This window comes from Streptococcus thalassemiae (genome assembly GCF_903645285.1).
Lineage (GTDB): Bacteria > Bacillota > Bacilli > Lactobacillales > Streptococcaceae > Streptococcus > Streptococcus thalassemiae.
This window is the reverse complement of the sequence record NZ_CAHJXN010000001.1, coordinates 24,564-43,922: the sequence shown is the minus strand read 5'-3', so window position 1 is coordinate 43,922 and position 19,359 is coordinate 24,564. Positions and strand designations below refer to the sequence as shown.

Genomic DNA, 19,359 nt, shown 5'->3' with positions numbered 1-19,359 from the left:
AAATGTTTGAACCACCATTAGTTAGCCAGCTTTTAGGAACTGGCGCAGTGATTTTAGGATTTATCATCGCAGGGTTTATAGCTCATCAGTTGGATAAGCAGGAAGAGGAGAGAATCCGCCAGAAGGAAGAAGAGAGACGAGAAGAGCAAGAATTTGCGTCTATGATTATCCAAGGGTACAACCAAGCATACGAACGTGGTAGAGAGGCACAGCGTCAAGAAATCCGCAAGAATGTCCGTCGGGAGTTCAAGGGCTTCACATACGACAATGAACCGCCTGTAGGATTGCGTCCTGAGCCATTATCCTTACCAGAACCACGAAGATCACGCTATGCAAAGCATTTGGGGTAGAGCAAAGGAGACGCTGATGACTAGAATTGAACTTGAAAACCGTGTATGGCTTTTGGCCAATCATGAAGAAAAAAACGAATTGCTGGACCTTGGGCTAAAATAAGGGAATTACAGAGTTTTTAAAGGAGGAAGAAAATGGCAAGTTTAACTTTCCCAGAGTTGCAACAAAAAATGCAATTAGAAAAAAAGAAATCCAAAGATGTAAAGTACGCATTTAGAAATGCCGAGGACATCTATACAACTTTCAAAGAGCTAAAAAGCGATTGGTCTGTAATCGTAACTGATGAACTCATTGAGCTTGTTGGAAAAATCTTTGTAAAAGCAACAGCCGTAGCTTTTAATGATGAGAGAGACGAGAGGTACCAATCAACAGCATACGCTGAAATGAGTCCAGTTCCAGTATTTAATACCCAAAAAGGGCAGATTAAACAAATGCAAGATCCGCAATGGACAGGTGCAGTCAGCTCATACGCTCGAAAATATGCTTTGCAGGGGTTGTTTGCGATTGGTGAAAAAGATATTGATGAGTATCCAGTAGAAGAAAGCCAAGAGCAAGGGCAGAATAATCAGCAACAGAAACCAAACAACCAGCAAGCCCGAGAACAAAATCAAGTAAGGTACATTGACAACATTCAGTATCAAGAAATTATCAAGAACGTTGAAGAAATTGCGACGATTAAGGGAGCGCCAGTTGATACAGTTGCAAATTTTGTATTGAGCAAGTACCAAATAGATGATTTCCACAAAGTGCCAGTTGATGGCTATAACATAGTGATGGAATATCTCACTAAACAAATTCAAAAAGCATACGAAAAACAAGGAGTACAAGACATGACTGAAAATAAAATTTATTCGCCATGAGCTTTCACAGAAAACGAAAGCCAAAAACAGAAATCTAATCTTTCAGCTCTAAAAGAGTTGAAAGAGAAATATATCATCAAGGACAAATGGAATTACGACAAAATGAATGAACAAGATCAAGAAACCGTTGATGTTGTATATGGTCGAGTTGGTGGTGGTTACGGGAATTCACTATATGAGATTTACAAGAATACCCCTAATTTATCAAAAACAGAACTTGCCTTAATTTGTGATAATGGCAATTTATGTTTTGGACATTCATCATCAGGTAGTAAAATCAAAATTTTCACAGACTAGGAGAACAAAGGCATGGTAAAAGATGTAACTAATAGCTTGACAGAAATTAAGGTAGATTTCCAACCAGCAGTAATCAATGTTGATTATGATAGCGTTGAGAAACAACTTGCAGCAATCGTTGCACAGTACACGGATTATGAGGTGACGGCATCCACTTATAAGATTGATTATGATGAGCGTACACGCCTTAATAAATTAAAAGAGGCGTTGGAAACTCGGCGTAAGGAAATCAAAAATAACATCAATAATCCATACAAGGAATTTGAGAAGTGGTATAAGAAAACAGTTGAGCCATTGGATAATGTTATCTCAAACATCACAGCAGGACTTAATGCGATTGATGAACATGAACGATTGATGCGCGTGGATGTTATCCGGACTACCTTTGAGGATAGGTGTATGTTCGCAGGGATTGAAAAATCAACATTCGCTGACAAATACGATGAGTACAGCCTCAAGAAATATTTTAAAACAGGCAAGTATGAGCTGAAAAATACAACACTTGATGAAATGGATGCCTTGGTGCTTTCAGAATTTGATGCCCTGGAAGAATATAAGGCCAACAAGCAAGCTATCCAAGAGCAAGCTCAAGAGTACGATTTGCCAGCTGATAGCTATATCAGACATCTTGAAGATGGTAAGAGCCTTGTTGATGTTTTCAAGATGATGAAAACTGATCGTGATGCTGAGATTGCACGCAAAGAGCAGAAAGAGGCTCAAGAAAAAGCAGAAGCTGAACGACTTGCAGAGATTGAACAATTGGCCAAAGAAAATGCAAATGCGCATATCAAGGCTTACGATGCTGAAACAGGCGAGATTTTGGAGCAGGGTACAATTACACCAGAACCTCAAAACAATGCGCGAGAGGTGGCAAAATTTGAACCTAGCGAGCCTTTAACAATTGACTTGCATTTGACATTGCATGGTGGGAAATCTCAGTTTGATCAGTTGAAAGAATGGCTTGAGGATAACTTTATCAGCTTTGAAACTTTGGAGGGTTAGGTGGGATTTAGAAAGTATCAACTTATTTTAGAGTTTGAGGAGGCTAACAGGCCTCTCACACAAATTGAAAAGAAAAGCCTTGCCATTTACTCTATCGAGTATTTAAAAGTGGTGCTAGATAGCTTAGAACGTGAATATTGCAACAGGAGGTATGCACAATGAAGTTTAATGAACTGATTGAAAATGTAAAAGGTTGGTCAACAGAAAGGAGTCAGAACTATGAGATGTTTTTATGTCAGTGGTAAAATTGCAGATCTTGATTTGGGGTCAGAAATCAATGCAGAAAATTCATTTATGGCCGCTATTAAGTTTGTGAAACGATACACCGACTTATTAAATTTTGGTTCAAATGAAATCAAGGTATCAGAAGTAGAGGAGGTGCAAAATGATAAATAACGTTGTTTTAGTAGGGCGGCTTACAAGAGATGCCAATCTAAAATATACGCAATCTAATATTGCGGTTGCTACGTTTACTCTTGCTGTAAATCGTCCATTTAAGAACGAGGCTGGAGAGCGTGATGCTGATTTTATCAATTGTGTTATCTGGAGACAGTCAGCTGAAAATCTTGCTAATTGGGCTAAAAAAGGCTCATTGATTGGTATCACAGGAGTAATTCAAACACGTACCTATGATAATCAGCAAGGTCAACGTATTTATGTTACAGAGGTTGTTGCTAGTAACTTCCAATTACTAGAAAGTCGTAACAGTCAGCAAAATAATCAAGGCCATCAAGATCATCATGGCGGTTATCAGCAACAGGGTTACAGCAACCAGGGCAGTTCTTTCCAAAATGGAAATAACATAGGGAACAATTTCCAAAATGGAAATAGTTACGGGCAACAAGGTAGTTTCTTTGAGGGGAATACAACAAATCCATTGGATATCAGTGATGATGATTTGCCATTTTAATGTTTGATAGATTGGAAAAATATGACTGAATTAGTAAAAGTAGACGTGCAGTGTCCGTTTTGTGGGGAATGTTATCACAGAATGGTTAAGATTAAACCTTCATCAATTCGTTGTAGAGCGTGCAGTAAGTTTCTGCATTTGAAATGGACAGGTAACACACCAACCAGCACGAATAAAGCAGGTTTTGGGCGGTTAGCGTATGATCCGTATAACAACAATGAGGAGATTATGGAACTGAATGAGGTGTTCACAAAGACATGAAAGAACGATTGATTTTAGAAATAGAACCCAAACCACAATCCAGACCAAGATTTGCAAAACGTGGGAATTTTGTTAAAGCATACGAAGAACAGGATATGAAAATCTGGCGTGACCATTGTCAGTTATTGATTGCTAAACAGTACGCTGGTAAGTCTATGCTTGAGGTAGCACTGAAGGCACGGCTTAGATTTTACATCAAACCGCCTCAGTATATTTCTAAGGTCAAGAAGAACCAGCAAGCGCTACTGGATGAAGTTATTCCAGTAGACAAGAAGCCTGATATTGATAATTATGAAAAAGCGCTATATGACAGCATGTCAGGGATAGTGTTTAAGGATGATGGGCAGATAGCTATGCACGATGTAGGCAAGTTTTACAGCCTGAATCCGAGGATTGAAGTAGAAATTGAGGAAATAAAGGAGGTGGAGTGATGGAAGAAGTTATTATGGCTACGTTGCCTAACAAAGAATTGAACAGATTGATAAAAATTGAATTGACGCTCCAAACAATGATTGACCGTGGACTTATTGACGAAGAGCAGTTTAATGAAATTATGGATGAAGAAGAGTAAGGAGGTAACAGATTGAAACGATTCATAGCTATCTGGATTTTATTGTCTGCTGGATTGAACCTCTGGCAGATGGACAGGATTCGAGATTTGGAAGAGAAGAAGCCGATGGTTATCTATAAAGCGGATAATCAAGGCGCTGAGATATTTGGTAAAGTCGTCGAGAAAGGACGGCATGGGAAGCTATATATAGTGACTATTCGTGATTACGGTGTGTTCGTTGTTACGAAGGACGTGTACGATAAAGTGAAAGTAGGGGATGGGGTGATGTTATGATACCAAAATTTAGAGCGTATGATAGTGGCTCATTAAGTCGCATGTATCAACCAGACGAAGTGATGGCTGGAAATGGTGATATCTGGATTATTGATGAGGATTCTGCTGCTGGTGAATGGATTGTGAATAATGATATTCACCTCATGCAATCAACAGGACTCAAAGATAAGAACGGAAAAGAGATTTTTGAGGGGGATGTAGTCAAAATGTCTAAGGATGTCTATTCTGAGCTAACTTATTACGAAGTTGCAAGGCATTATGGCGGAGCCTATCGTCTTGAATCAAAACAACACGGATGTGAATTGTGGTTACGCCATACTGATTGTGAGGTTGTAGGCAACATCTACGAAAACAAGGAGTTACTAGATGCCTGACGTAGAATGGATTATGGAGAGTTGCCATATGATGCGTGACAATGGTATCTGGGCAGGAGAGAAGCAGATTTCCTACGCTAGTCCAGATGGGCAATATACGTATTACGTAAACAAGCGTAAAGATGGCACTTATTATTTACATGGAGCGTATAAACATTATGGCAGGACGTAGATGGACGGAAGACGAGGTTGATTATCTGGAGTGGTACGTCTTGTCCAGAGAAGAGCATGATTTAACACAGGCTTGCAAGTTTTTGGATAGAAGTTACCAAGCAGTTCGGTCAAAATTAGCCAAACTCCAGAAATACAATCCTAACTTGCAATTTCAGCCCAAATGGTCAGACGCAGATGATAGCTATATCCTGAAATACTACCAACGCTTTTCGTACAAGACCTTGGCTCGTATCTTAGGACGTAGTGAGAAAGCCATTCGAGACCGTATCCGAAAATTAGGGAAACGAAAAATTTTAGACTTGACTATATTTCACAAAGATGTAGTTTCGCTAGCCAATCAAGGTATAGCTGTAAAAGATATCGCACAAAAATTAGGACTACATTACAATCAGGTATATTACTACTTGAATAAACATCATATTCCTTACAAAAAGCGAGAGTTTAGAAATCAAAGTAACAATTTCGCTTGGAGGAATTTGAATGATATGATTTTTATGAGGAGGACTTAACATGACAGACAACATAAACAAACCAAATCACTACCAAGGTAGATTTGGCATGGAATCTATCGATGCTCTAAGAAATTTCATGACACCAGAACAGCTGAAAGGCTTTTATCTTGGAAATGCCTTGAAGTATCAACTGCGATTCCAAAAGAAAAACGGTCTGGAAGACCTGAAGAAAGCACGTAAGAACCTTGATTGGTTGATTGAGGAGATGGAGCATGAGAATTAAAACATCAATGGGAACAATCATCAATGTTGACAGGATAAAGCGCAGTATCACAGTTGAGGGTATTGAATTGGGCTCAGATTGTCGTGCTTTAGTATCTAAACACAAAGATGGTACAGGTACAATAACACTAGTTTTCGATGGGAAAATAATTTAAAAAAGGAGTAAAAATAATGTTTACACAATACAATCATGAAACAGGAAAAACGACACTTACAAAACTTGCTAAGGGCGGTATCATTACAGTTGCAGCTGTTGCTTCACTTGGAATTTTTCGTCTTACGGCTGTGAAACGTATCCCAGCTAATACAGTTGGAGTTAAGGTTAGCGCAATTGGAGGTGTTCAAGAAAACACCCTGCAAACAGGATATCATCTAAACATGCCATTTATTGACAAAGTCTACACCTTATCTACGTCTGTTCAAACAAAAACAATGGAGAAAATCACGACTCAGACAAAAGACGGTCAATGGTTGAATACTAATATCGATGTGAAATATCGTGTTAATAAAGAAAAGGCTATGACTGTTTTTTCTAACTACACAACGTTAGAAAATGTAAATGATAGTGTAGTATCTCCAGCAGTTCAACGTGCTATAGAATCGGTAACAGGTAATTATGATATTTATGATGTACTGGGTGACAAGCGTACTGAGGTCTATGAGGCAATTGATAAGGCTCTTAAAGAAAAATTTGAGTCTTACGATTTGGAGTTTGTATCCTTTACCATCACAGACCAAGACGCAGGTGATGAAATTGAAGCAGCAATCAAAAATGAATCTGTAAAACAAAAGGAAATAGATACAGCTAAACAGGAACAGGAAAAAGCTAAGGTTGAAGCCGATACCAAGAAAGTTCAAGCTCAAGCAGAAGCAGATGCAGGTATCATCAAAGCAGAAGGTGAAGCCAAAGCCAATAAAGCTAAGTCAGACTCAATCACAGATAATCTTATCCGGATGAAAGAAGCAGAAGCCAGAGAGAAGCATGGCTGGGTCACTGTTAACGGTGCAGGTAGTGTGATTACGAATAAAGAATAGAATAAAAAAAGCCAAGACACCCTCTGTCTCAGCTAATAGTTCTCGCAAAGACTATTATATCACAAAGGAGATAGAGAGTGAACAAGGCTAAAGAACTCTTGAAAGAGTTGCAGGATCTGGACATGGACATCCAAAGCCGTATAGATGAAATCAATGAGCTTGAGGCAGGTTTGCTCTCAAGTCCTAAGTGGTCAGGTGTCAAAGTCAAAGGTGGACAGACTAGAAAAGTTGATGATGTCTATACTCAGTTGGTAGTGATGAAAGAGGCTATAGAGCAGGATACTAAAGAGGTTATTAACAGAAAACTTGAATTAGGTAGAATGATCAACAGGCTTAAAAATCCAAAAAGTAGGTCCGTCCTTAGAATGACTTACATTACTAAGACTTACATTGAGGATATTTGCGACAATTTGAGAATTAGTAAGGCAACTTATTACAGATTACGCAAACAGGCTGAGTCTGAATTAGAGGAGACTATCATAGACAAAGTGAGCTAAAGTGAGTGCGCATGAAGTCTAAAATCTGTTAGAATGGTAGTGTCAAGAATTGAAAAGAGAGGTCTCAGAATTTGGTAGATGGTTACCTGAAATCAGGGTGTCGTAAAGACATTGAGGGTTCGAGCCCCTCCCTCTATTTCGTTCATTGACGTCTCCTTTATATTTTTCATTTTATTTCCGAGACTTCGGTCTCTTAGACAGTAAGGACAGGTTAGCAGGTTGTTTGGGTCTCCTTAATTTTTTACCAAACGTGCGTTTTACTGCTAGACCAGTTGGTTCGATTCCAGCTGCTGTCATTTGAGTGTTTGTGTCCCAAAAATGGGGTAGGCAGTAGGCTTAGCATTCATATATCACTCATTAACTTAAAAATAGTTGCAGTAGCGACCGAACCTTGCATGGTTGCGTAGCTAATTATATTCCGGATAAGTTATAAGCTAGAGGGTTTGATTCCCTCAGAGGTTTTAAATGACTACAAAAAAATAAATCAGAAAATTTATTTCTAATTAACACGCAAGGTAGTAGTCGCCTTGCAAGAAGGTCACACATCGTGTGGCTTTTTTTGATTTACAAAACGGACAAATAGGAGGTAATAGGTTGGGCAGAGCACGAGACCCAAACCGAGATAAAGCTTTTGAAATTTATAAGCAGAATAACGGAAACATCACTAACCGCAAGATTGGTGACATGTTGGGTGTGCCTGAAAAAACTATCTCAGTTTGGAAGTTAAGAGATAAATGGAGTGATTGTAGTACTTCAAAAGATGAATGTAGTACTACAAAAAGGAAACGGGGAGCGCCGAAAGGCAATAAGAACAGCAAAGGCGGAAGTATAGGTAATCAAAACGCCCTTAAACATGGTCTGTTCGCTAAGTATCTACCGCAAGGAGTGCATGAGATATACGAGCAACTGGCAGATAAGCAACCAATTGATATTCTTTGGGAGAACATTCAGCTAACCTATGCTAATCTTTTACATGCCCAGCGCATTCTGTATGTTCAGGACGTTGATGATACAACCACTATGCTTGTTGCAAGCACAGCAAAAGGCGGAGAAAGCTATGAAGTTCACACTGCTTGGGATAAGCAGGGTAAGGCCTTAGCTGCAATTGCAAGAATACAGTCAGAACTTAGAAATATGATTAAAACATATGATGAATTGACTCGCTCAAGCCTTGCTACAGAGGAGCAGAGATTGAGAATTGAGATTCTGAAATCTAAACTGCCTGACAATGAACCTGAAAACATACATGATGATGGTTTTATTAAATCTCTAGAAGGGGTGGTTGAAGAAACTTGGCTAGATTAAGAATGCAAACCAATACATTCAAATTTCAACCTTTTAGCAAAAAGCAGAAGAAAGTGTTAACTTGGTGGCTTTGGAACTCTCCGGTCCATGAATCGGAAGGTGTTATTGCTGATGGTGCTATCCGTTCGGGTAAGACTGTCTCTATGAGTCTAGCGTTTGTCATCTGGGCGATGACATCATTCAACCATCAGAACTTTGCGATGTGTGGTAAGACAATTGGCTCTTTTAATCGTAACGTTTTGAAACTGTTGTTGGTTATGATACAGTCAAGAGGTTTTAGCTATGTCTATCATCGGACGGATAACTTGATAGAAATCACAAAAGGCGACGTGTCGAATGATTTTTATATCTTTGGTGGTAAGGACGAGAGCTCACAGGATCTTATTCAAGGTTTAACGCTGGCAGGTATCTTTTTCGATGAAGTAGCGCTTATGCCTGAGTCCTTTGTTAACCAGGGCACAGGGCGGTGCTCTGTGGCAGGTTCCAAGTGGTGGTTTAACTGCAACCCAGACGGGCCTTATCATTGGTTTAAAGTTAACTGGATAGACAAAGCAGAAACAAAGAATATGCTTTATCTGCATTTTGATATGGACGACAACCTTTCTCTTTCAGAGAACATCAAGAAGCGTTACAGAAGTCAATATCAAGGTGTTTTCTATCAGCGATATATTCAAGGTCTTTGGACGGTTGCAGAAGGTATTGTCTACGATATGTTCAGTAAAGATAAGCATGTTGTATCAACCTTGCCAGAAATGAGCAAACTGGGCAAATATGTCTCGGTCGACTACGGTACGCAGAATGCGACCGTTTTTCTTTTGTGGGAAAAAGATATCAATGGCAAGTATTACTTAACAAGGGAATACTACTATTCAGGTCGTGACGAGAACGTGCAGAAAACCAATGCTGAGTATGCTGATGATCTAACTGCTTGGCTAGGAGATACGAACATCGAACGAATCATTATTGACCCGTCTGCTGCTTCATTCATTGCTGAATTGAAGAAGCGAGGATATAAAATCAAAAAAGCTAGAAATAATGTCCTTGAAGGCATTCGTTTTGTTGGTTCTATGCTGGGCCAAGAGAAAATAGCAGTGCATGAGAGTTGTGTGAATACGCTGAAAGAGTTCCATGCTTATGTTTGGGACGAGAAAGCTTCAGCAAACGGCGAGGACAAGCCTATCAAGCAATTCGACCACGCAATGGACGCCCTGCGTTATTTCTGCTATACAGTATTATTCAAGTCAGGAGGTATGACTGTTTGGAAATAGAAGTAATTAAAAAAATAATCTCGTCGCAGATGGTTAAGCACAGAGAGTTTGTCTCACAAGCAGCTGATGCTGAGAAATACTATCGTAACGAGAATGATATTAAACGGAAGAGTAAGCCTGCCGACAAGAAAGGCGCAGAGAATGAAGCAAAAGCAGAAGATAATCCTTTTCGTAATGCTGACAACCGTATTAGTCACAACTGGCATCAGTTATTGCTTGATCAGAAAAAGGCTTATGCGTTGACCTATCCGCCTACATTTGATGTGGACGATAAAAGCGTTAATGATAAGATTGTAGACGTCTTAGGAGACGATTATGAACGTATCAGCAAGCAACTTTGTGTGAATGCAGGAAATGCTGGCATCGCTTGGCTTCACGTTTGGAAAGACGCTAATGATAACTCGTTTAGATATGCTTGTGTGGACTCAAAAGAAGTAATACCAATCTACTCAAAGTCTTTGGATAAGAAGTTAATTGGGGTACTGCGAGTTTACTCTAGCATAGATGAAACAGATGGTAAGAATTATACTGTTTACGAATACTGGAACGACAAAGAGTGTTCTTTCTATCGCCATGAAGAAAATAAACCACTGGAAGAATTAGAGACATTCCAAGCAATCTCTTTGGTTGATACCATGAATGGCGACCGCTCAAGCGACAATAGTTTCAAACATGATTTTGGTCTTGTTCCTTTTATTCCGTTTAAAAACAATGAAATCGAGACCAACGACTTGAAGCCAATCAAAGACCTGGTTGATGTTTACGACAAGGTTTTTAGTGGGTTTGTAAATGATACAGACGATGTTCAAGAGGTTATCTTTGTCCTTACTAACTACGGTGGACAGGACAAGCAAGAGTTTCTAGAAGATTTGAAACGCTACAAGATGATTAAGATGGACAACGACGGCATGGGAGACCAATCAGGAGTTACAACCATTGCTATTGACATTCCAACCGAAGCCAGAAATCTGATTTTAGAGAGGACTAAGAAACAAATCTTTATTAGTGGCCAAGGGGTTAATCCTGAAACAGATAAACTGGGGAACAGTTCAGGCGTTGCTCTGAAGTTCCTATACTCTCTTTTAGAGTTAAAAGCTGGTAATATGGAGACTCAGTTCAGAAGTGGATATGCCACGCTTGTCAAGATGATCTTGAAACATCTAGGATTTTCCGACAAACTCAAAATCAAGCAAACATGGACACGGAACTCAATCAATAACGATACAGAAATGGCTCAAGTAGTTTCTACTCTTGCAACTATCACATCAAGAGAGAACGTAGCTAAATCGAATCCAATTGTAGAAGATTGGCAGGATGAACTGCGCTTGCAGAAAGCTGAACAAGAGGAACGCCCTGAAAAAGCCTACGATATGGAAGAGTTAGAGCATGAGTCGGAAGCTGAATAAAGAAGAGAAAATTGCTTTCATCGAATCTCTTGACGACCTCAGCCGAGAAGAGAAGGACAGATTGCTATATGAGTTGGCTCAGATTGACGACCTCAGCGAGATAATAGACTACATCGATAATTTATACCGCAGAACACTAAAACGCATTACAGGGCGTTTAGAGGCGTTTGAGAGGGTATCTAAAAATCGCAGTGACTCATTGCCATTTTATCTGTTATCCTTGACTAAGACTGACCAATTAAAAACCAAGCAAGAGATTGCTGGTTTTGTTAAGAAACATCCTGATTTAACAGAGTGGTCAAGGTCAATAAAGGTCAAAACAAATGCAGATGCCTTGTTTGCTGGTGTTGAGATGGATATCGCTGAAATGACTGGTAAAATCAACAAGCGAATAGAAACACATCTCAAACAAACCTACCAAGAAACTTACTTAAATCGTGCTTACAACTACCATAAGCAGACCAAAAGGGAACCGAATTTCAAGCCTGAGCGTCTAGAAGAAGAGTATCTTCAAAAGGCGATCAACGAAAACTTCAAAGGTAAGCGATTCTCTGAGCGTGTTTGGGGTAGCAACATGGACGAATTGGTTAGTAGAGTAGAATCGCTTGTAACCAATGATTTAAACCGAGGTTATCCCGTAGACCAGTCCAGTAAACTTCTAGCAATTGAGTTCGAACGTGCTCGTAATCGTGCGGTTACTGTTTTGCAGACGGAAACGAACGGAATTCAGGCTCAGGCAACGTTAGATGAATACCAAGACGACAATATCAAGAAGTACAGGTATCTGGCGACCTTAGAGGTTCACACATGCCCTATTTGTGGTGAGTTGGATGGTAAGGTATTTCTTGTTAAAGATGCAGAGAAAGGTGTAAATTACCCTACTATGCACCCTCACTGTCGATGTACGACGGTTCCTGCCTTAGAAAAAGGTGGGAAACGCTATGCAAGAGATATTGAAACAGGGAAAGGCTATGAGGTTGAAAGTGGTCAGACCTTCAAGGACTGGCGAAAGCAGCAACTTGATAAGTATGGCCAGACTGCTATCAAAGACAAGCTACAAGCTGAACGATTGGAAAAGGACAGAGTACGCAGAACCAAGGAGCAGTTCATAGCTTATAGGCAGGTTTTAGGCTCTCAAAATATGCCCAAAACATTTGCAGGCTTCTATGATTTGAAGTATAATGATGTTGAGGGATACAAGGAACTAAAAGACCGCATCAGATGGGCAAAGTCCAAGTTTCCTACTGAGAAATCTTTAAATGGACATTTCAAAAGTCATGGGAAAGAGTTCGGAGCGGAAAACCCTGAAGAATATCAACAATTGGCTAGAAATTTATTATCTTCTGTTGTCTCTAAAAATATTATAGGTTATGATACTGGAGAAAGAAGAGTTCGATTTAATCGAGAAACGGGGACAATTGCGATTGGAAAAAGAAATGCCTCAGGAAAAGCGAGAATAACAACTATGTTTAAGCCAGATGATGGAGAGGAATATTACCATGACGACTATAAAAAAGAATATAATAATGATTGACGGATGGGAACATGTGCATTGCCCCGTATGTGGAAATTTAGTAGAAACTTATGATATTTGTGATGTTTGTCATTGGCAAAATACGGGAGCATTTAATATCGATGGCGGTCCAAATAAAATGACACTTGCGGAGGCTAAAGAAGCATACGCAAAAGGCTTACCAATTAGATAAAAAAGCACCTAGAGAAATCTAAGTGCTTTTCTTATTTTTAATTTTTTTCAAAAAACCTCTTGACTTTGTTGCTACAAAGTTATATAATGACATTGTAGCAACAAAAAGGAGGTGAGCAAATTGCTTGCACGAAAAGAACAATTCAAAGATAAGCCTAAAAATACCATGTTGCGAGTTCGAGTTGACGACGAAACGGTTGATAAACTTGAAGAAATTGCAAAAAAAACGGATAGCACGAAATCTAGTGTTATCCGAAAAGGTATTGACAAGTTATATCAAGAATTAAATAAACAAAAATAGCCTAGAACCCCTATCGCCAAACAGTTGGTTCTAAGCTATCGCACGAAAGAAACTCTTTCTGAAATCATTATATCAGAAAAGAGCTTCTTTGTCATACCGCAAAGGAGTTTTTATAATGGCAAAAATTGAATTAACAGAAGAACAATTGACTCATCTAGGCTACGAGCTTTCAGATATTCGAAGAACGGTTGAAATGGCAACCAATATGACAGAAACCTTGTCTTGGGTTCAACTTAAGGACGATACAGCTTTTAAAGAGCTGTCTAAAAAGTTCTTTGATACTTTTAATGAACAATTCGGTTTACTTCATTCAACACTAGATGAAATTGCTTTTATTTTGATGAACTCAACAGATAAAGCAGAAATCTTAGGAAGTAAAATTTTTAACTAGGAGCATAAAAATGGAACTACAAATTTTTAAAAATGAACAATTCGGAGAAGTAAGAACAATAGAAATTAAAGGCGAGCCATTCTTTAATTTGAATGATTGTTGCCAAATTCTGGATTTAAGTAACCCACGAAAAACATTAGAAAGACTTAATCCAAAGGGTGTAACTAGTAGTGACATCCTTACAAATGGAGGAGTCCAACAAGCCAACTTCATCAACGAAGCGAATTTCTATAAACTTGTTTTTCAATCTCGCAAACCAGAAGCAGAGAAATTTGCTGATTGGGTCACTAGCGAAGTGCTGCCCTCTATTCGTAAGCATGGCGCTTATATGACCGACCAAGTGGCCTATAATATCACACACAACAAACAAGCCTTAGCAGACTTGCTCCTTATGGCTGGTAATCAACTGAAAGAAAAAGAAGCAGTCATTAAAAACTTGGAAGCTGAAAAAGCTGTACTTTCCGTTGAAAATACTATAATGAAGCCGAAAGCAGACTATTTCGATGAACTAGTAGATAGAAACTTACTGACCAGCTTCAGAGAAACAGCAAAACAATTAAAAATCAAAGAACGTAAGTTTATTGACTTCTTGATGGAGAAAAAATACATTTATCGAGATAAGAAAGGCAAGCTCCAACCAACAGCCAATAAAAATGATGGTTTGTTTGAGGTCAAGGAAACACTCAACGAAAAAACACAATGGTCTGGCACACAGACTCTCATCACACCTAAAGGTCGTGAAACCTTTAGACTACTATTTATCTAATTATGTTCTAACCGCATCGAAATCGAGGCGGTTTTCTTATGCCCTGAGCATGGCGTTAAAAGGTTCAAATATTGGACAAGTCCGTAGTCCTAACAAAAGCGGAGCGACTGGTGATGGAGAACACCTAAAAAGCCTAGCGTAGAGGAAAGGATTTTCAAAATGAAAAAAGAACAACTGGCAAACATCGGCTTAACTGAAGACCAAATTTCTCAAGTCTTCGCTTTGTATGGTGCTTCTGTCCAAAAATTCAAAGATGATGTAGCAAGTAAAGAAAGCGAATTAGAGAGCGTTCGTGGACAGCTGACACAACGTGATAAAGACTTGAATGATTTGAAGAAAAAAGGCGCAGATGTTGAAGATATTCAGCAAAAGCTAGAGGGCTTACAAGCTAAGTACAAACAAGATACAGAAGCGCTTGAGATGAAACTAGCAGATGAGAATAAATCTCGCTTAATCGATGCTGAATTGGCAAAAGCTGGCGTTCGAGACGCAGAAATTTTTGAGAAAATCTTAAACAAAGACGAAATCTCTGTAAAAGATGGCAAATTGATTGGTTTGACTGAGCAAATCGAAGCTCAGCGTGCTAAGAGTCCATATCTCTTTAACGGGGAGAAACAAGCCCAATATACGCCAAATCAGGGCGATGGGCAAGGTGCTAATTTAGGGAATTGGGAAACTGCTATGAGCAATCCTAACTTTAACCTAACTCAATTTTTAGAACAACAAGGAGAAAATAACTAATGGCTAATGAACTTACAAAAATTCTAGACACGATTACACCTCAACAGTACAATGCCTACATGCAACAGTACACTGCTGCTAAATCTGCTTTCGTTCAAAGTGGTATCGCAGTATCAGACGAACGTGTCTCTAAAAACATTACATCCGGCGGTCTGTTGGTCAACATGCCTTTCTGGAACGACCTTACTGGTGATTCTGAGGTTCTCGGGAATGGCGACAAAGCCCTAGAAACTGGTAAAATTACTGCTGGAGCAGACATTGCCTGCGTTCTTTATCGTGGACGTGGTTGGGCTGCCAACGAATTGACTGGTATTGTAGCTGGGTCTGACCCAGTGCGTGCTATCTTGAACCGTATCGGTGCTTATTGGTTGCGTGAAGACCAAAAAGCCTTGATTGCTACCTTGAATGGTATCTTTGCTACTGGTACCGGTGGTGAGAAAGGTGCGCTGGAAGAAACCCACGTATCAGACCAAACGAAAGTAGCTGAAGGAATTAGTGCAGCTATGGTACTTGACGCTAAACAATTGCTTGGGGATTCTGCTGATCAAGTTACTGCGATTGCTATGCACTCAGCGGTTTATACAAAACTACAAAAAGATAACTTGATTCAATACATCCAGCCAACAACTGCGACTATCAACATCCCTACCTACCTTGGTTACCGTGTCATTATCGATGATGGTATTGCGCCAACAGGAGATGTTTATACATCATACCTTTTCCGTACTGGTTCAATCGGTCTCAATACAGGAAATCCATCAGGATTGACTACGTTTGAAACTTCTCGTGAAGCAGCTAAAGGCAACGACATGATTTACACTCGTCGTGCCCTTGTTATGCACCCTTACGGTGTGAAATGGACTGGCGCAGAAGTTGCTGAAGGAAACATCACTCCATCAAACGCTGACTTGGCTAAATTCAAGAACTGGCAACGTGTTTACGAGCCTAAGAACATCGGTATTATCGCTTTGAAACACAAAATCGGCAAATAGATTGGGTGACAGAATATGATTCAAGAATTGAAACAAGACAACACAATGTACTTGATCTCATGCGTTCGGAAAATGCGTCAGGATAATTATTTCAACGATATGGAAGTTCTCCATTACGCTTTAACTCAAGCAGAAAATGAGATTTTGAATTATATTCACCAAGACAGTGTGCCTGGACGTTTAGAGAACGTATGGATAGACATGACCAACGACTTACTAGACAAGGTCAAGGAGCAAAGCGTTCTTGCTAAAAAAGCTGACGCAGACGACTTTTCGGTTAAGAGTATCAAAATGGGTGATACGACAATCGAAAAGGTTAGTCCTTATGAAATGATTCAACGAATGAAACAAGTGCCGTCATCACTTGAGCGCTACAAGCGTCAGTTGAATCGTTTTAGGAAGCTACTATGACCGAATATGCTAAGACAGTCTTTGATTGCTTGTATGACTGTAAAATGACGGTTAAAGTTTATACTGAGCAAGAGATAGACGGTTTGACCAGTATGTCAGAAAGCGTGCTATTAGAGGACATTCCTTGCAGGATTTCGCAAATGAGCAATAGTTCAACGAATGGGAGCGACTATCAAGCTAATGGATATGATATGAAACTCTTTTGCTCAGTTGTCTATGATATCCCTGCAGGTTGCAAGATTGAGGTGACTGATAGAAATGGGCACGTTAAAGTGTTTACACGTTCTAATGTGCCTATTGGTCAGTACTGGTCACATCAAGAAATTGCTATAAAGCTAGAGGGCAAGTCATGAGTGGCAGTTTTGATTATCGTAGTTTCGCTAAATTTGCTAACAACTTCAACAGGAATGCGAATCATGCGAGAGTAGACCGATTTATGAGACAGACCTTGAATTATGAAGGTACAGAACTAAATTCCAAAGTAAAAGAGAGAACACCTGTCGGTGTTTATACGGATCATTGGGTGGAGTTCACAACCAAAGATGGCAAACACGTCAAATTTTGGGCAAGCGCTCATGGTAAACAAGGCGGAACTTTGCAAAAAGGTTGGTCTAAAAGCCGTATTGAAGTATCTGGACGGACTTATAAGCAGAAAGTTTATAACAAGGTCTACTATGCCCCACACGTTGAGTACGGGCATAAGACAGTCAATGGTGGCTTTGTTCCAGGGCAGTTTTTCCTTCATAAAACGGTTGAAGATACTAAAAGCGATATGGAAAATCGTGTCCGTGATAAGTATGATGGCTTTATGAGAAAGGTAGTGTTAGGAAATGGCAAATAAAGGCTTTCGGTTAGTCGAGGAGTTAGTTAGTCACATCAAGGGGTTATATCCTGACATCAGGATTTATCTGGATGAAGTAGAGCAAGGTTTTAAAGAGCCTTGTTTTTTTATCCATGTGGTTGATACTAAGTACACTCCAGAGGCCAATAAGTATGTGAAAGTACGTTCTAAAGTGGATTTGTCTTATTTTCCTCCTAAGAAAAAGCGTAGCGAGTGTTTAGCAATGCAGGAAGAATTGAGTTATAAACTCTTACACTTGCCGACGATTCATTTATTTGACCGTCAGTATGAAGTGTTTGACAACGTTCTGCATTGTATTTTTAACGCAAGCACACGCTTGAAGTTAGAAGAGGAAGATATCAAACAACGTGAATTGAAAGTGAAAGAAGAGGTAAAAGATGGATAATGTAGACGGAATTGTGTTCCCTACTGCGGACATTTTGGAAAGTAGCGCTTTTACCAACGGAGAAAAAGACATCTTGGGGGCTATTTTAGATCCAGAAGAGTCTTATAGTTTGGAAGAAGCAAGAGCAAAACTAGAATACGAACTAGGAAGGAAGATTAAGTAATGGCAGGTGGAATTTGGAAACGCCAAAATAAAGTAAGACCAGGTGCTTACATCAACGTCAAATCAAAAGACATTGCAATGACTCGACTTGGTGGTGATGGTGTCGTAACAGTACCGCTAGCACTCAGCTTCGGTCAATCAAAGAAATTGATGAAAATTCGACGTGGTGAAGACCTATTTAAGAAGCTAGGTTATGAGCAAGAAAGCCCACAGCTTTTGTTGCTGAATGAAGCATTCAAACGTGTGAGTGAAGTCTTGCTTTATCGTCTGAATACGGGCGAAAAGGCAAACGTAAGCCTTTCAGACAACGTAACGGCTCAAGCTAAATATAGCGGTGTCCGTGGGAATGACATTACAGTAACGGTCAAAACAAACGTAGACGACCCAAGTTCATTTGATGTTGTCACATTCCTTGATACTGTTGTTATGGACTCGCAAACTGTAAAAGTCTTGGCTGATTTGAAAAACAATGATCTCGTTGAATTTTCAGGAACTGGCGAACTGCAAGCGGTGGCTGGTGCTAAATTGACTGGTGGTACTGATGGAACAGTATCAACTCAAGACTACACAGAATACTTCAAGGCGCTTGAAACAGTTGAGTTTAACTATATGGCCTTGCCAGTAGAAGACGCTTCTATCAAAAAGGCGGCTATCAACTTCATCAAACGTATGCGTGAAGACGAAGGACTTGGTGCTCAATTGGTTGTTGCAGACTCTGACGCTGACAGCGAAGCGGTAATCAACGTTAAAAACGGTGTTATCTTGTCTGATAAGACAGTTATTGATAAGACTAAAGCGACTGTCTGGGTTGCAGCAGCCAGCGCAAATGCTGGCGTTGAGAAATCATTGACTTATGAGAAGTACGAAGATTCTGTTGATGTTGTGGGTCGTTTGAGCCATACAGAGACAGAAGATGCGCTCTTGAAAGGGCAATTTGTCTTTACTGCTCGTCGTGGTCGTGCAGTAGTTGAACAAGATATCAACTCACACGTCAGCTTCACGATTGAGAAGAACCAAGACTTCCGTAAGAACCGTATCTTGCGTACTTTGGACGATATCGTGAACGATACTCGTTATGCTTTCTCTGAGTATTTCCTTGGAAAGGTAAGCAACAACGAAGATGGACGTCAAGCGTTCAAAGCGAACCGTATTCGCTACTTCAAAGACCTTGAGGCTCGTGGTGCTATCGAAGACTTCAAAGTTGAAGACATCGAGGTACTACGTGGTGAGTTAAAAGAGTCTGTAGTGGTTAACGTTAAAGTGAAACCAGTAGACAGTATGGAAAAACTGTACATGACAGTTACAGTAGAGTAGGAAAGGAGATA

General features: G+C 39.7%; 32 protein-coding genes. All 32 read left to right on the top strand.

All coding sequences use genetic code 11. The annotated features are described in order from the left end of the window. Window positions 1-2 precede the first annotated feature (2 nt). The 32 genes from HWX15_RS00360 (at window position 3) to HWX15_RS00205 (ending at window position 19,348) form a co-directional block, all read left to right on the top strand. Window positions 3-350: a hypothetical protein gene (locus HWX15_RS00360; protein WP_175879882.1), complete on the top strand. Its 348-nt coding sequence runs from the start codon at window positions 3-5 to the stop codon at window positions 348-350. Between the two features lie 135 nt (window positions 351-485). Continuing rightward, a complete protein-coding gene (locus HWX15_RS00355) occupies window positions 486-1,211 on the top strand; it encodes an ERF family protein (protein ID WP_254867320.1) in 726 nt (241 codons plus the stop codon). A 102-nt stretch (window positions 1,212-1,313) separates the two neighbouring features. Further along, window positions 1,314-1,508, top strand: a complete 195-nt coding sequence (locus HWX15_RS09785) for a hypothetical protein (protein ID WP_254867319.1) — start codon at window positions 1,314-1,316, stop codon at window positions 1,506-1,508. 12 nt (window positions 1,509-1,520) lie between these two features. Continuing rightward, window positions 1,521-2,510, top strand: coding sequence for a DUF1351 domain-containing protein (locus HWX15_RS00345; RefSeq protein ID WP_175879881.1), 990 nt, complete (start codon window positions 1,521-1,523; stop codon window positions 2,508-2,510). Window positions 2,511-2,729: 219 nt separating this feature from the next. Next, entirely contained in the window at window positions 2,730-2,906 is a 177-nt protein-coding gene (locus HWX15_RS00340) for a hypothetical protein (protein WP_175879880.1), read from the top strand. Next, the gene (gene ssb, locus HWX15_RS00335; RefSeq protein WP_175879929.1) at window positions 2,896-3,420 is read left to right on the top strand and encodes a single-stranded DNA-binding protein; all 525 of its coding nucleotides are present in this window, start codon (window positions 2,896-2,898) and stop codon (window positions 3,418-3,420) included. The genes HWX15_RS00340 and ssb overlap by 11 nt, the downstream gene beginning before the upstream one ends. Window positions 3,421-3,677: 257 nt before the next feature. Next, on the top strand, window positions 3,678-4,112 hold the full coding sequence (locus HWX15_RS00330; RefSeq protein WP_175879928.1) for a RusA family crossover junction endodeoxyribonuclease: 435 nt from the start codon (window positions 3,678-3,680) through the stop codon (window positions 4,110-4,112). After that, complete coding sequence (locus HWX15_RS00325) at window positions 4,112-4,252, top strand: hypothetical protein (RefSeq protein ID WP_175879927.1); 141 nt, start codon at window positions 4,112-4,114, stop codon at window positions 4,250-4,252. The genes HWX15_RS00330 and HWX15_RS00325 overlap by 1 nt, the downstream gene beginning before the upstream one ends. Before the next feature lie 12 nt (window positions 4,253-4,264). Next, on the top strand, window positions 4,265-4,525 hold the full coding sequence (locus tag HWX15_RS00320; protein ID WP_175879926.1) for a DUF1372 family protein: 261 nt from the start codon (window positions 4,265-4,267) through the stop codon (window positions 4,523-4,525). Next, a complete protein-coding gene (locus HWX15_RS00315; protein WP_112444008.1) occupies window positions 4,522-4,899 on the top strand; it encodes a YopX family protein in 378 nt (125 codons plus the stop codon). The genes HWX15_RS00320 and HWX15_RS00315 overlap by 4 nt, the downstream gene beginning before the upstream one ends. Beyond that, window positions 4,892-5,071, top strand: coding sequence for a hypothetical protein (locus HWX15_RS00310; protein ID WP_175879925.1), 180 nt, complete (start codon window positions 4,892-4,894; stop codon window positions 5,069-5,071). Before HWX15_RS00315 ends, HWX15_RS00310 begins: the two co-directional genes overlap by 8 nt. Beyond that, window positions 5,058-5,582, top strand: coding sequence for an Lrp/AsnC family transcriptional regulator (locus HWX15_RS00305; RefSeq protein ID WP_217703779.1), 525 nt, complete (start codon window positions 5,058-5,060; stop codon window positions 5,580-5,582). Before HWX15_RS00310 ends, HWX15_RS00305 begins: the two co-directional genes overlap by 14 nt. Before the next feature lies 1 nt (window position 5,583). Further along, a complete protein-coding gene (locus HWX15_RS00300; RefSeq protein WP_175879923.1) occupies window positions 5,584-5,808 on the top strand; it encodes a DUF3310 domain-containing protein in 225 nt (74 codons plus the stop codon). Then, a complete protein-coding gene (locus HWX15_RS00295; RefSeq protein WP_175879922.1) occupies window positions 5,798-5,962 on the top strand; it encodes a hypothetical protein in 165 nt (54 codons plus the stop codon). Before HWX15_RS00300 ends, HWX15_RS00295 begins: the two co-directional genes overlap by 11 nt. A 16-nt stretch (window positions 5,963-5,978) precedes the next feature. Then, the gene (locus HWX15_RS00290; protein WP_175879921.1) at window positions 5,979-6,842 is read left to right on the top strand and encodes an SPFH domain-containing protein; all 864 of its coding nucleotides are present in this window, start codon (window positions 5,979-5,981) and stop codon (window positions 6,840-6,842) included. A gap of 77 nt (window positions 6,843-6,919) precedes the next feature. Beyond that, window positions 6,920-7,339 (top strand): DUF1492 domain-containing protein, encoded by a 420-nt coding sequence (locus HWX15_RS00285; protein WP_175879920.1) that lies wholly within the window; start codon window positions 6,920-6,922, stop codon window positions 7,337-7,339. A 549-nt stretch (window positions 7,340-7,888) separates the two neighbouring features. Further along, the gene (terS, locus tag HWX15_RS00280; protein WP_254867322.1) at window positions 7,889-8,644 is read left to right on the top strand and encodes a phage terminase small subunit; all 756 of its coding nucleotides are present in this window, start codon (window positions 7,889-7,891) and stop codon (window positions 8,642-8,644) included. Window positions 8,645-8,646: 2 nt separating this feature from the next. Beyond that, window positions 8,647-9,912, top strand: coding sequence for a PBSX family phage terminase large subunit (locus HWX15_RS00275; RefSeq protein WP_175880194.1), 1,266 nt, complete (start codon window positions 8,647-8,649; stop codon window positions 9,910-9,912). Further along, window positions 9,903-11,318 carry a phage portal protein gene (locus HWX15_RS00270; protein WP_175879919.1) on the top strand — a complete coding sequence of 472 codons (1,416 nt, stop codon included), beginning with the start codon at window positions 9,903-9,905 and terminating at the stop codon, window positions 11,316-11,318. The genes HWX15_RS00275 and HWX15_RS00270 overlap by 10 nt, the downstream gene beginning before the upstream one ends. Next, window positions 11,299-12,852, top strand: a complete 1,554-nt coding sequence (locus HWX15_RS00265; RefSeq protein WP_175879918.1) for a minor capsid protein — start codon at window positions 11,299-11,301, stop codon at window positions 12,850-12,852. Before HWX15_RS00270 ends, HWX15_RS00265 begins: the two co-directional genes overlap by 20 nt. Next, window positions 12,845-13,024: a CPCC family cysteine-rich protein gene (locus HWX15_RS00260; RefSeq protein WP_223335869.1), complete on the top strand. Its 180-nt coding sequence runs from the start codon at window positions 12,845-12,847 to the stop codon at window positions 13,022-13,024. Before HWX15_RS00265 ends, HWX15_RS00260 begins: the two co-directional genes overlap by 8 nt. Window positions 13,025-13,144: 120 nt before the next feature. Continuing rightward, entirely contained in the window at window positions 13,145-13,324 is a 180-nt protein-coding gene (locus HWX15_RS00255; RefSeq protein ID WP_033675919.1) for a ribbon-helix-helix protein, CopG family, read from the top strand. A gap of 115 nt (window positions 13,325-13,439) precedes the next feature. Then, entirely contained in the window at window positions 13,440-13,715 is a 276-nt protein-coding gene (locus HWX15_RS00250; RefSeq protein ID WP_175879917.1) for a hypothetical protein, read from the top strand. Window positions 13,716-13,725: 10 nt separating this feature from the next. Further along, complete coding sequence (locus HWX15_RS00245; RefSeq protein WP_175879916.1) at window positions 13,726-14,481, top strand: phage antirepressor KilAC domain-containing protein; 756 nt, start codon at window positions 13,726-13,728, stop codon at window positions 14,479-14,481. 159 nt (window positions 14,482-14,640) lie between these two features. Then, the gene (locus HWX15_RS00240; protein ID WP_175879915.1) at window positions 14,641-15,222 is read left to right on the top strand and encodes a phage scaffolding protein; all 582 of its coding nucleotides are present in this window, start codon (window positions 14,641-14,643) and stop codon (window positions 15,220-15,222) included. Beyond that, window positions 15,222-16,214 (top strand): major capsid protein, encoded by a 993-nt coding sequence (locus HWX15_RS00235; protein ID WP_175879914.1) that lies wholly within the window; start codon window positions 15,222-15,224, stop codon window positions 16,212-16,214. The genes HWX15_RS00240 and HWX15_RS00235 overlap by 1 nt, the downstream gene beginning before the upstream one ends. A 15-nt stretch (window positions 16,215-16,229) precedes the next feature. Further along, window positions 16,230-16,625, top strand: a complete 396-nt coding sequence (locus HWX15_RS00230) for a head-tail connector protein (RefSeq protein WP_175879913.1) — start codon at window positions 16,230-16,232, stop codon at window positions 16,623-16,625. Further along, window positions 16,622-16,978, top strand: a complete 357-nt coding sequence (locus tag HWX15_RS00225; RefSeq protein WP_175879912.1) for a hypothetical protein — start codon at window positions 16,622-16,624, stop codon at window positions 16,976-16,978. The genes HWX15_RS00230 and HWX15_RS00225 overlap by 4 nt, the downstream gene beginning before the upstream one ends. Next, complete coding sequence (locus HWX15_RS00220; protein ID WP_175879911.1) at window positions 16,975-17,466, top strand: HK97 gp10 family phage protein; 492 nt, start codon at window positions 16,975-16,977, stop codon at window positions 17,464-17,466. Before HWX15_RS00225 ends, HWX15_RS00220 begins: the two co-directional genes overlap by 4 nt. After that, complete coding sequence (locus HWX15_RS00215) at window positions 17,456-17,872, top strand: phage tail terminator family protein (protein WP_175879910.1); 417 nt, start codon at window positions 17,456-17,458, stop codon at window positions 17,870-17,872. The genes HWX15_RS00220 and HWX15_RS00215 overlap by 11 nt, the downstream gene beginning before the upstream one ends. Then, window positions 17,865-18,035: a hypothetical protein gene (locus HWX15_RS00210; protein ID WP_015973664.1), complete on the top strand. Its 171-nt coding sequence runs from the start codon at window positions 17,865-17,867 to the stop codon at window positions 18,033-18,035. Before HWX15_RS00215 ends, HWX15_RS00210 begins: the two co-directional genes overlap by 8 nt. Further along, on the top strand, window positions 18,035-19,348 hold the full coding sequence (locus HWX15_RS00205; RefSeq protein WP_175879909.1) for a phage tail sheath family protein: 1,314 nt from the start codon (window positions 18,035-18,037) through the stop codon (window positions 19,346-19,348). The genes HWX15_RS00210 and HWX15_RS00205 overlap by 1 nt, the downstream gene beginning before the upstream one ends. The last annotated feature ends 11 nt before the right edge of the window (window positions 19,349-19,359 follow it).

What these genes read in the sequence shown, in the direction of transcription:
- HWX15_RS00360 (WP_175879882.1), top strand. Translation starts at nt 3, where the DNA reads ATGTTTGAACCACCATTAGTTAGCCAGCTTTTAGGAACTGGCGCAGTG.
- HWX15_RS00355 (WP_254867320.1), top strand. Translation starts at nt 486, where the DNA reads ATGGCAAGTTTAACTTTCCCAGAGTTGCAACAAAAAATGCAATTAGAA.
- HWX15_RS09785 (WP_254867319.1), top strand. Translation starts at nt 1,314, where the DNA reads ATGAATGAACAAGATCAAGAAACCGTTGATGTTGTATATGGTCGAGTT.
- HWX15_RS00345 (WP_175879881.1), top strand. Translation starts at nt 1,521, where the DNA reads ATGGTAAAAGATGTAACTAATAGCTTGACAGAAATTAAGGTAGATTTC.
- HWX15_RS00340 (WP_175879880.1), top strand. Translation starts at nt 2,730, where the DNA reads ATGAGATGTTTTTATGTCAGTGGTAAAATTGCAGATCTTGATTTGGGG.
- ssb (WP_175879929.1), top strand. Translation starts at nt 2,896, where the DNA reads ATGATAAATAACGTTGTTTTAGTAGGGCGGCTTACAAGAGATGCCAAT.
- HWX15_RS00330 (WP_175879928.1), top strand. Translation starts at nt 3,678, where the DNA reads ATGAAAGAACGATTGATTTTAGAAATAGAACCCAAACCACAATCCAGA.
- HWX15_RS00325 (WP_175879927.1), top strand. Translation starts at nt 4,112, where the DNA reads ATGGAAGAAGTTATTATGGCTACGTTGCCTAACAAAGAATTGAACAGA.
- HWX15_RS00315 (WP_112444008.1), top strand. Translation starts at nt 4,522, where the DNA reads ATGATACCAAAATTTAGAGCGTATGATAGTGGCTCATTAAGTCGCATG.
- HWX15_RS00310 (WP_175879925.1), top strand. Translation starts at nt 4,892, where the DNA reads ATGCCTGACGTAGAATGGATTATGGAGAGTTGCCATATGATGCGTGAC.
- HWX15_RS00305 (WP_217703779.1), top strand. Translation starts at nt 5,058, where the DNA reads ATGGCAGGACGTAGATGGACGGAAGACGAGGTTGATTATCTGGAGTGG.
- HWX15_RS00300 (WP_175879923.1), top strand. Translation starts at nt 5,584, where the DNA reads ATGACAGACAACATAAACAAACCAAATCACTACCAAGGTAGATTTGGC.
- HWX15_RS00295 (WP_175879922.1), top strand. Translation starts at nt 5,798, where the DNA reads ATGAGAATTAAAACATCAATGGGAACAATCATCAATGTTGACAGGATA.
- HWX15_RS00290 (WP_175879921.1), top strand. Translation starts at nt 5,979, where the DNA reads ATGTTTACACAATACAATCATGAAACAGGAAAAACGACACTTACAAAA.
- HWX15_RS00275 (WP_175880194.1), top strand. Translation starts at nt 8,647, where the DNA reads ATGCAAACCAATACATTCAAATTTCAACCTTTTAGCAAAAAGCAGAAG.
- HWX15_RS00265 (WP_175879918.1), top strand. Translation starts at nt 11,299, where the DNA reads ATGAGTCGGAAGCTGAATAAAGAAGAGAAAATTGCTTTCATCGAATCT.
- HWX15_RS00260 (WP_223335869.1), top strand. Translation starts at nt 12,845, where the DNA reads ATGATTGACGGATGGGAACATGTGCATTGCCCCGTATGTGGAAATTTA.
- HWX15_RS00250 (WP_175879917.1), top strand. Translation starts at nt 13,440, where the DNA reads ATGGCAAAAATTGAATTAACAGAAGAACAATTGACTCATCTAGGCTAC.
- HWX15_RS00245 (WP_175879916.1), top strand. Translation starts at nt 13,726, where the DNA reads ATGGAACTACAAATTTTTAAAAATGAACAATTCGGAGAAGTAAGAACA.
- HWX15_RS00240 (WP_175879915.1), top strand. Translation starts at nt 14,641, where the DNA reads ATGAAAAAAGAACAACTGGCAAACATCGGCTTAACTGAAGACCAAATT.
- HWX15_RS00235 (WP_175879914.1), top strand. Translation starts at nt 15,222, where the DNA reads ATGGCTAATGAACTTACAAAAATTCTAGACACGATTACACCTCAACAG.
- HWX15_RS00230 (WP_175879913.1), top strand. Translation starts at nt 16,230, where the DNA reads ATGATTCAAGAATTGAAACAAGACAACACAATGTACTTGATCTCATGC.
- HWX15_RS00225 (WP_175879912.1), top strand. Translation starts at nt 16,622, where the DNA reads ATGACCGAATATGCTAAGACAGTCTTTGATTGCTTGTATGACTGTAAA.
- HWX15_RS00220 (WP_175879911.1), top strand. Translation starts at nt 16,975, where the DNA reads ATGAGTGGCAGTTTTGATTATCGTAGTTTCGCTAAATTTGCTAACAAC.
- HWX15_RS00215 (WP_175879910.1), top strand. Translation starts at nt 17,456, where the DNA reads ATGGCAAATAAAGGCTTTCGGTTAGTCGAGGAGTTAGTTAGTCACATC.
- HWX15_RS00210 (WP_015973664.1), top strand. Translation starts at nt 17,865, where the DNA reads ATGGATAATGTAGACGGAATTGTGTTCCCTACTGCGGACATTTTGGAA.
- HWX15_RS00205 (WP_175879909.1), top strand. Translation starts at nt 18,035, where the DNA reads ATGGCAGGTGGAATTTGGAAACGCCAAAATAAAGTAAGACCAGGTGCT.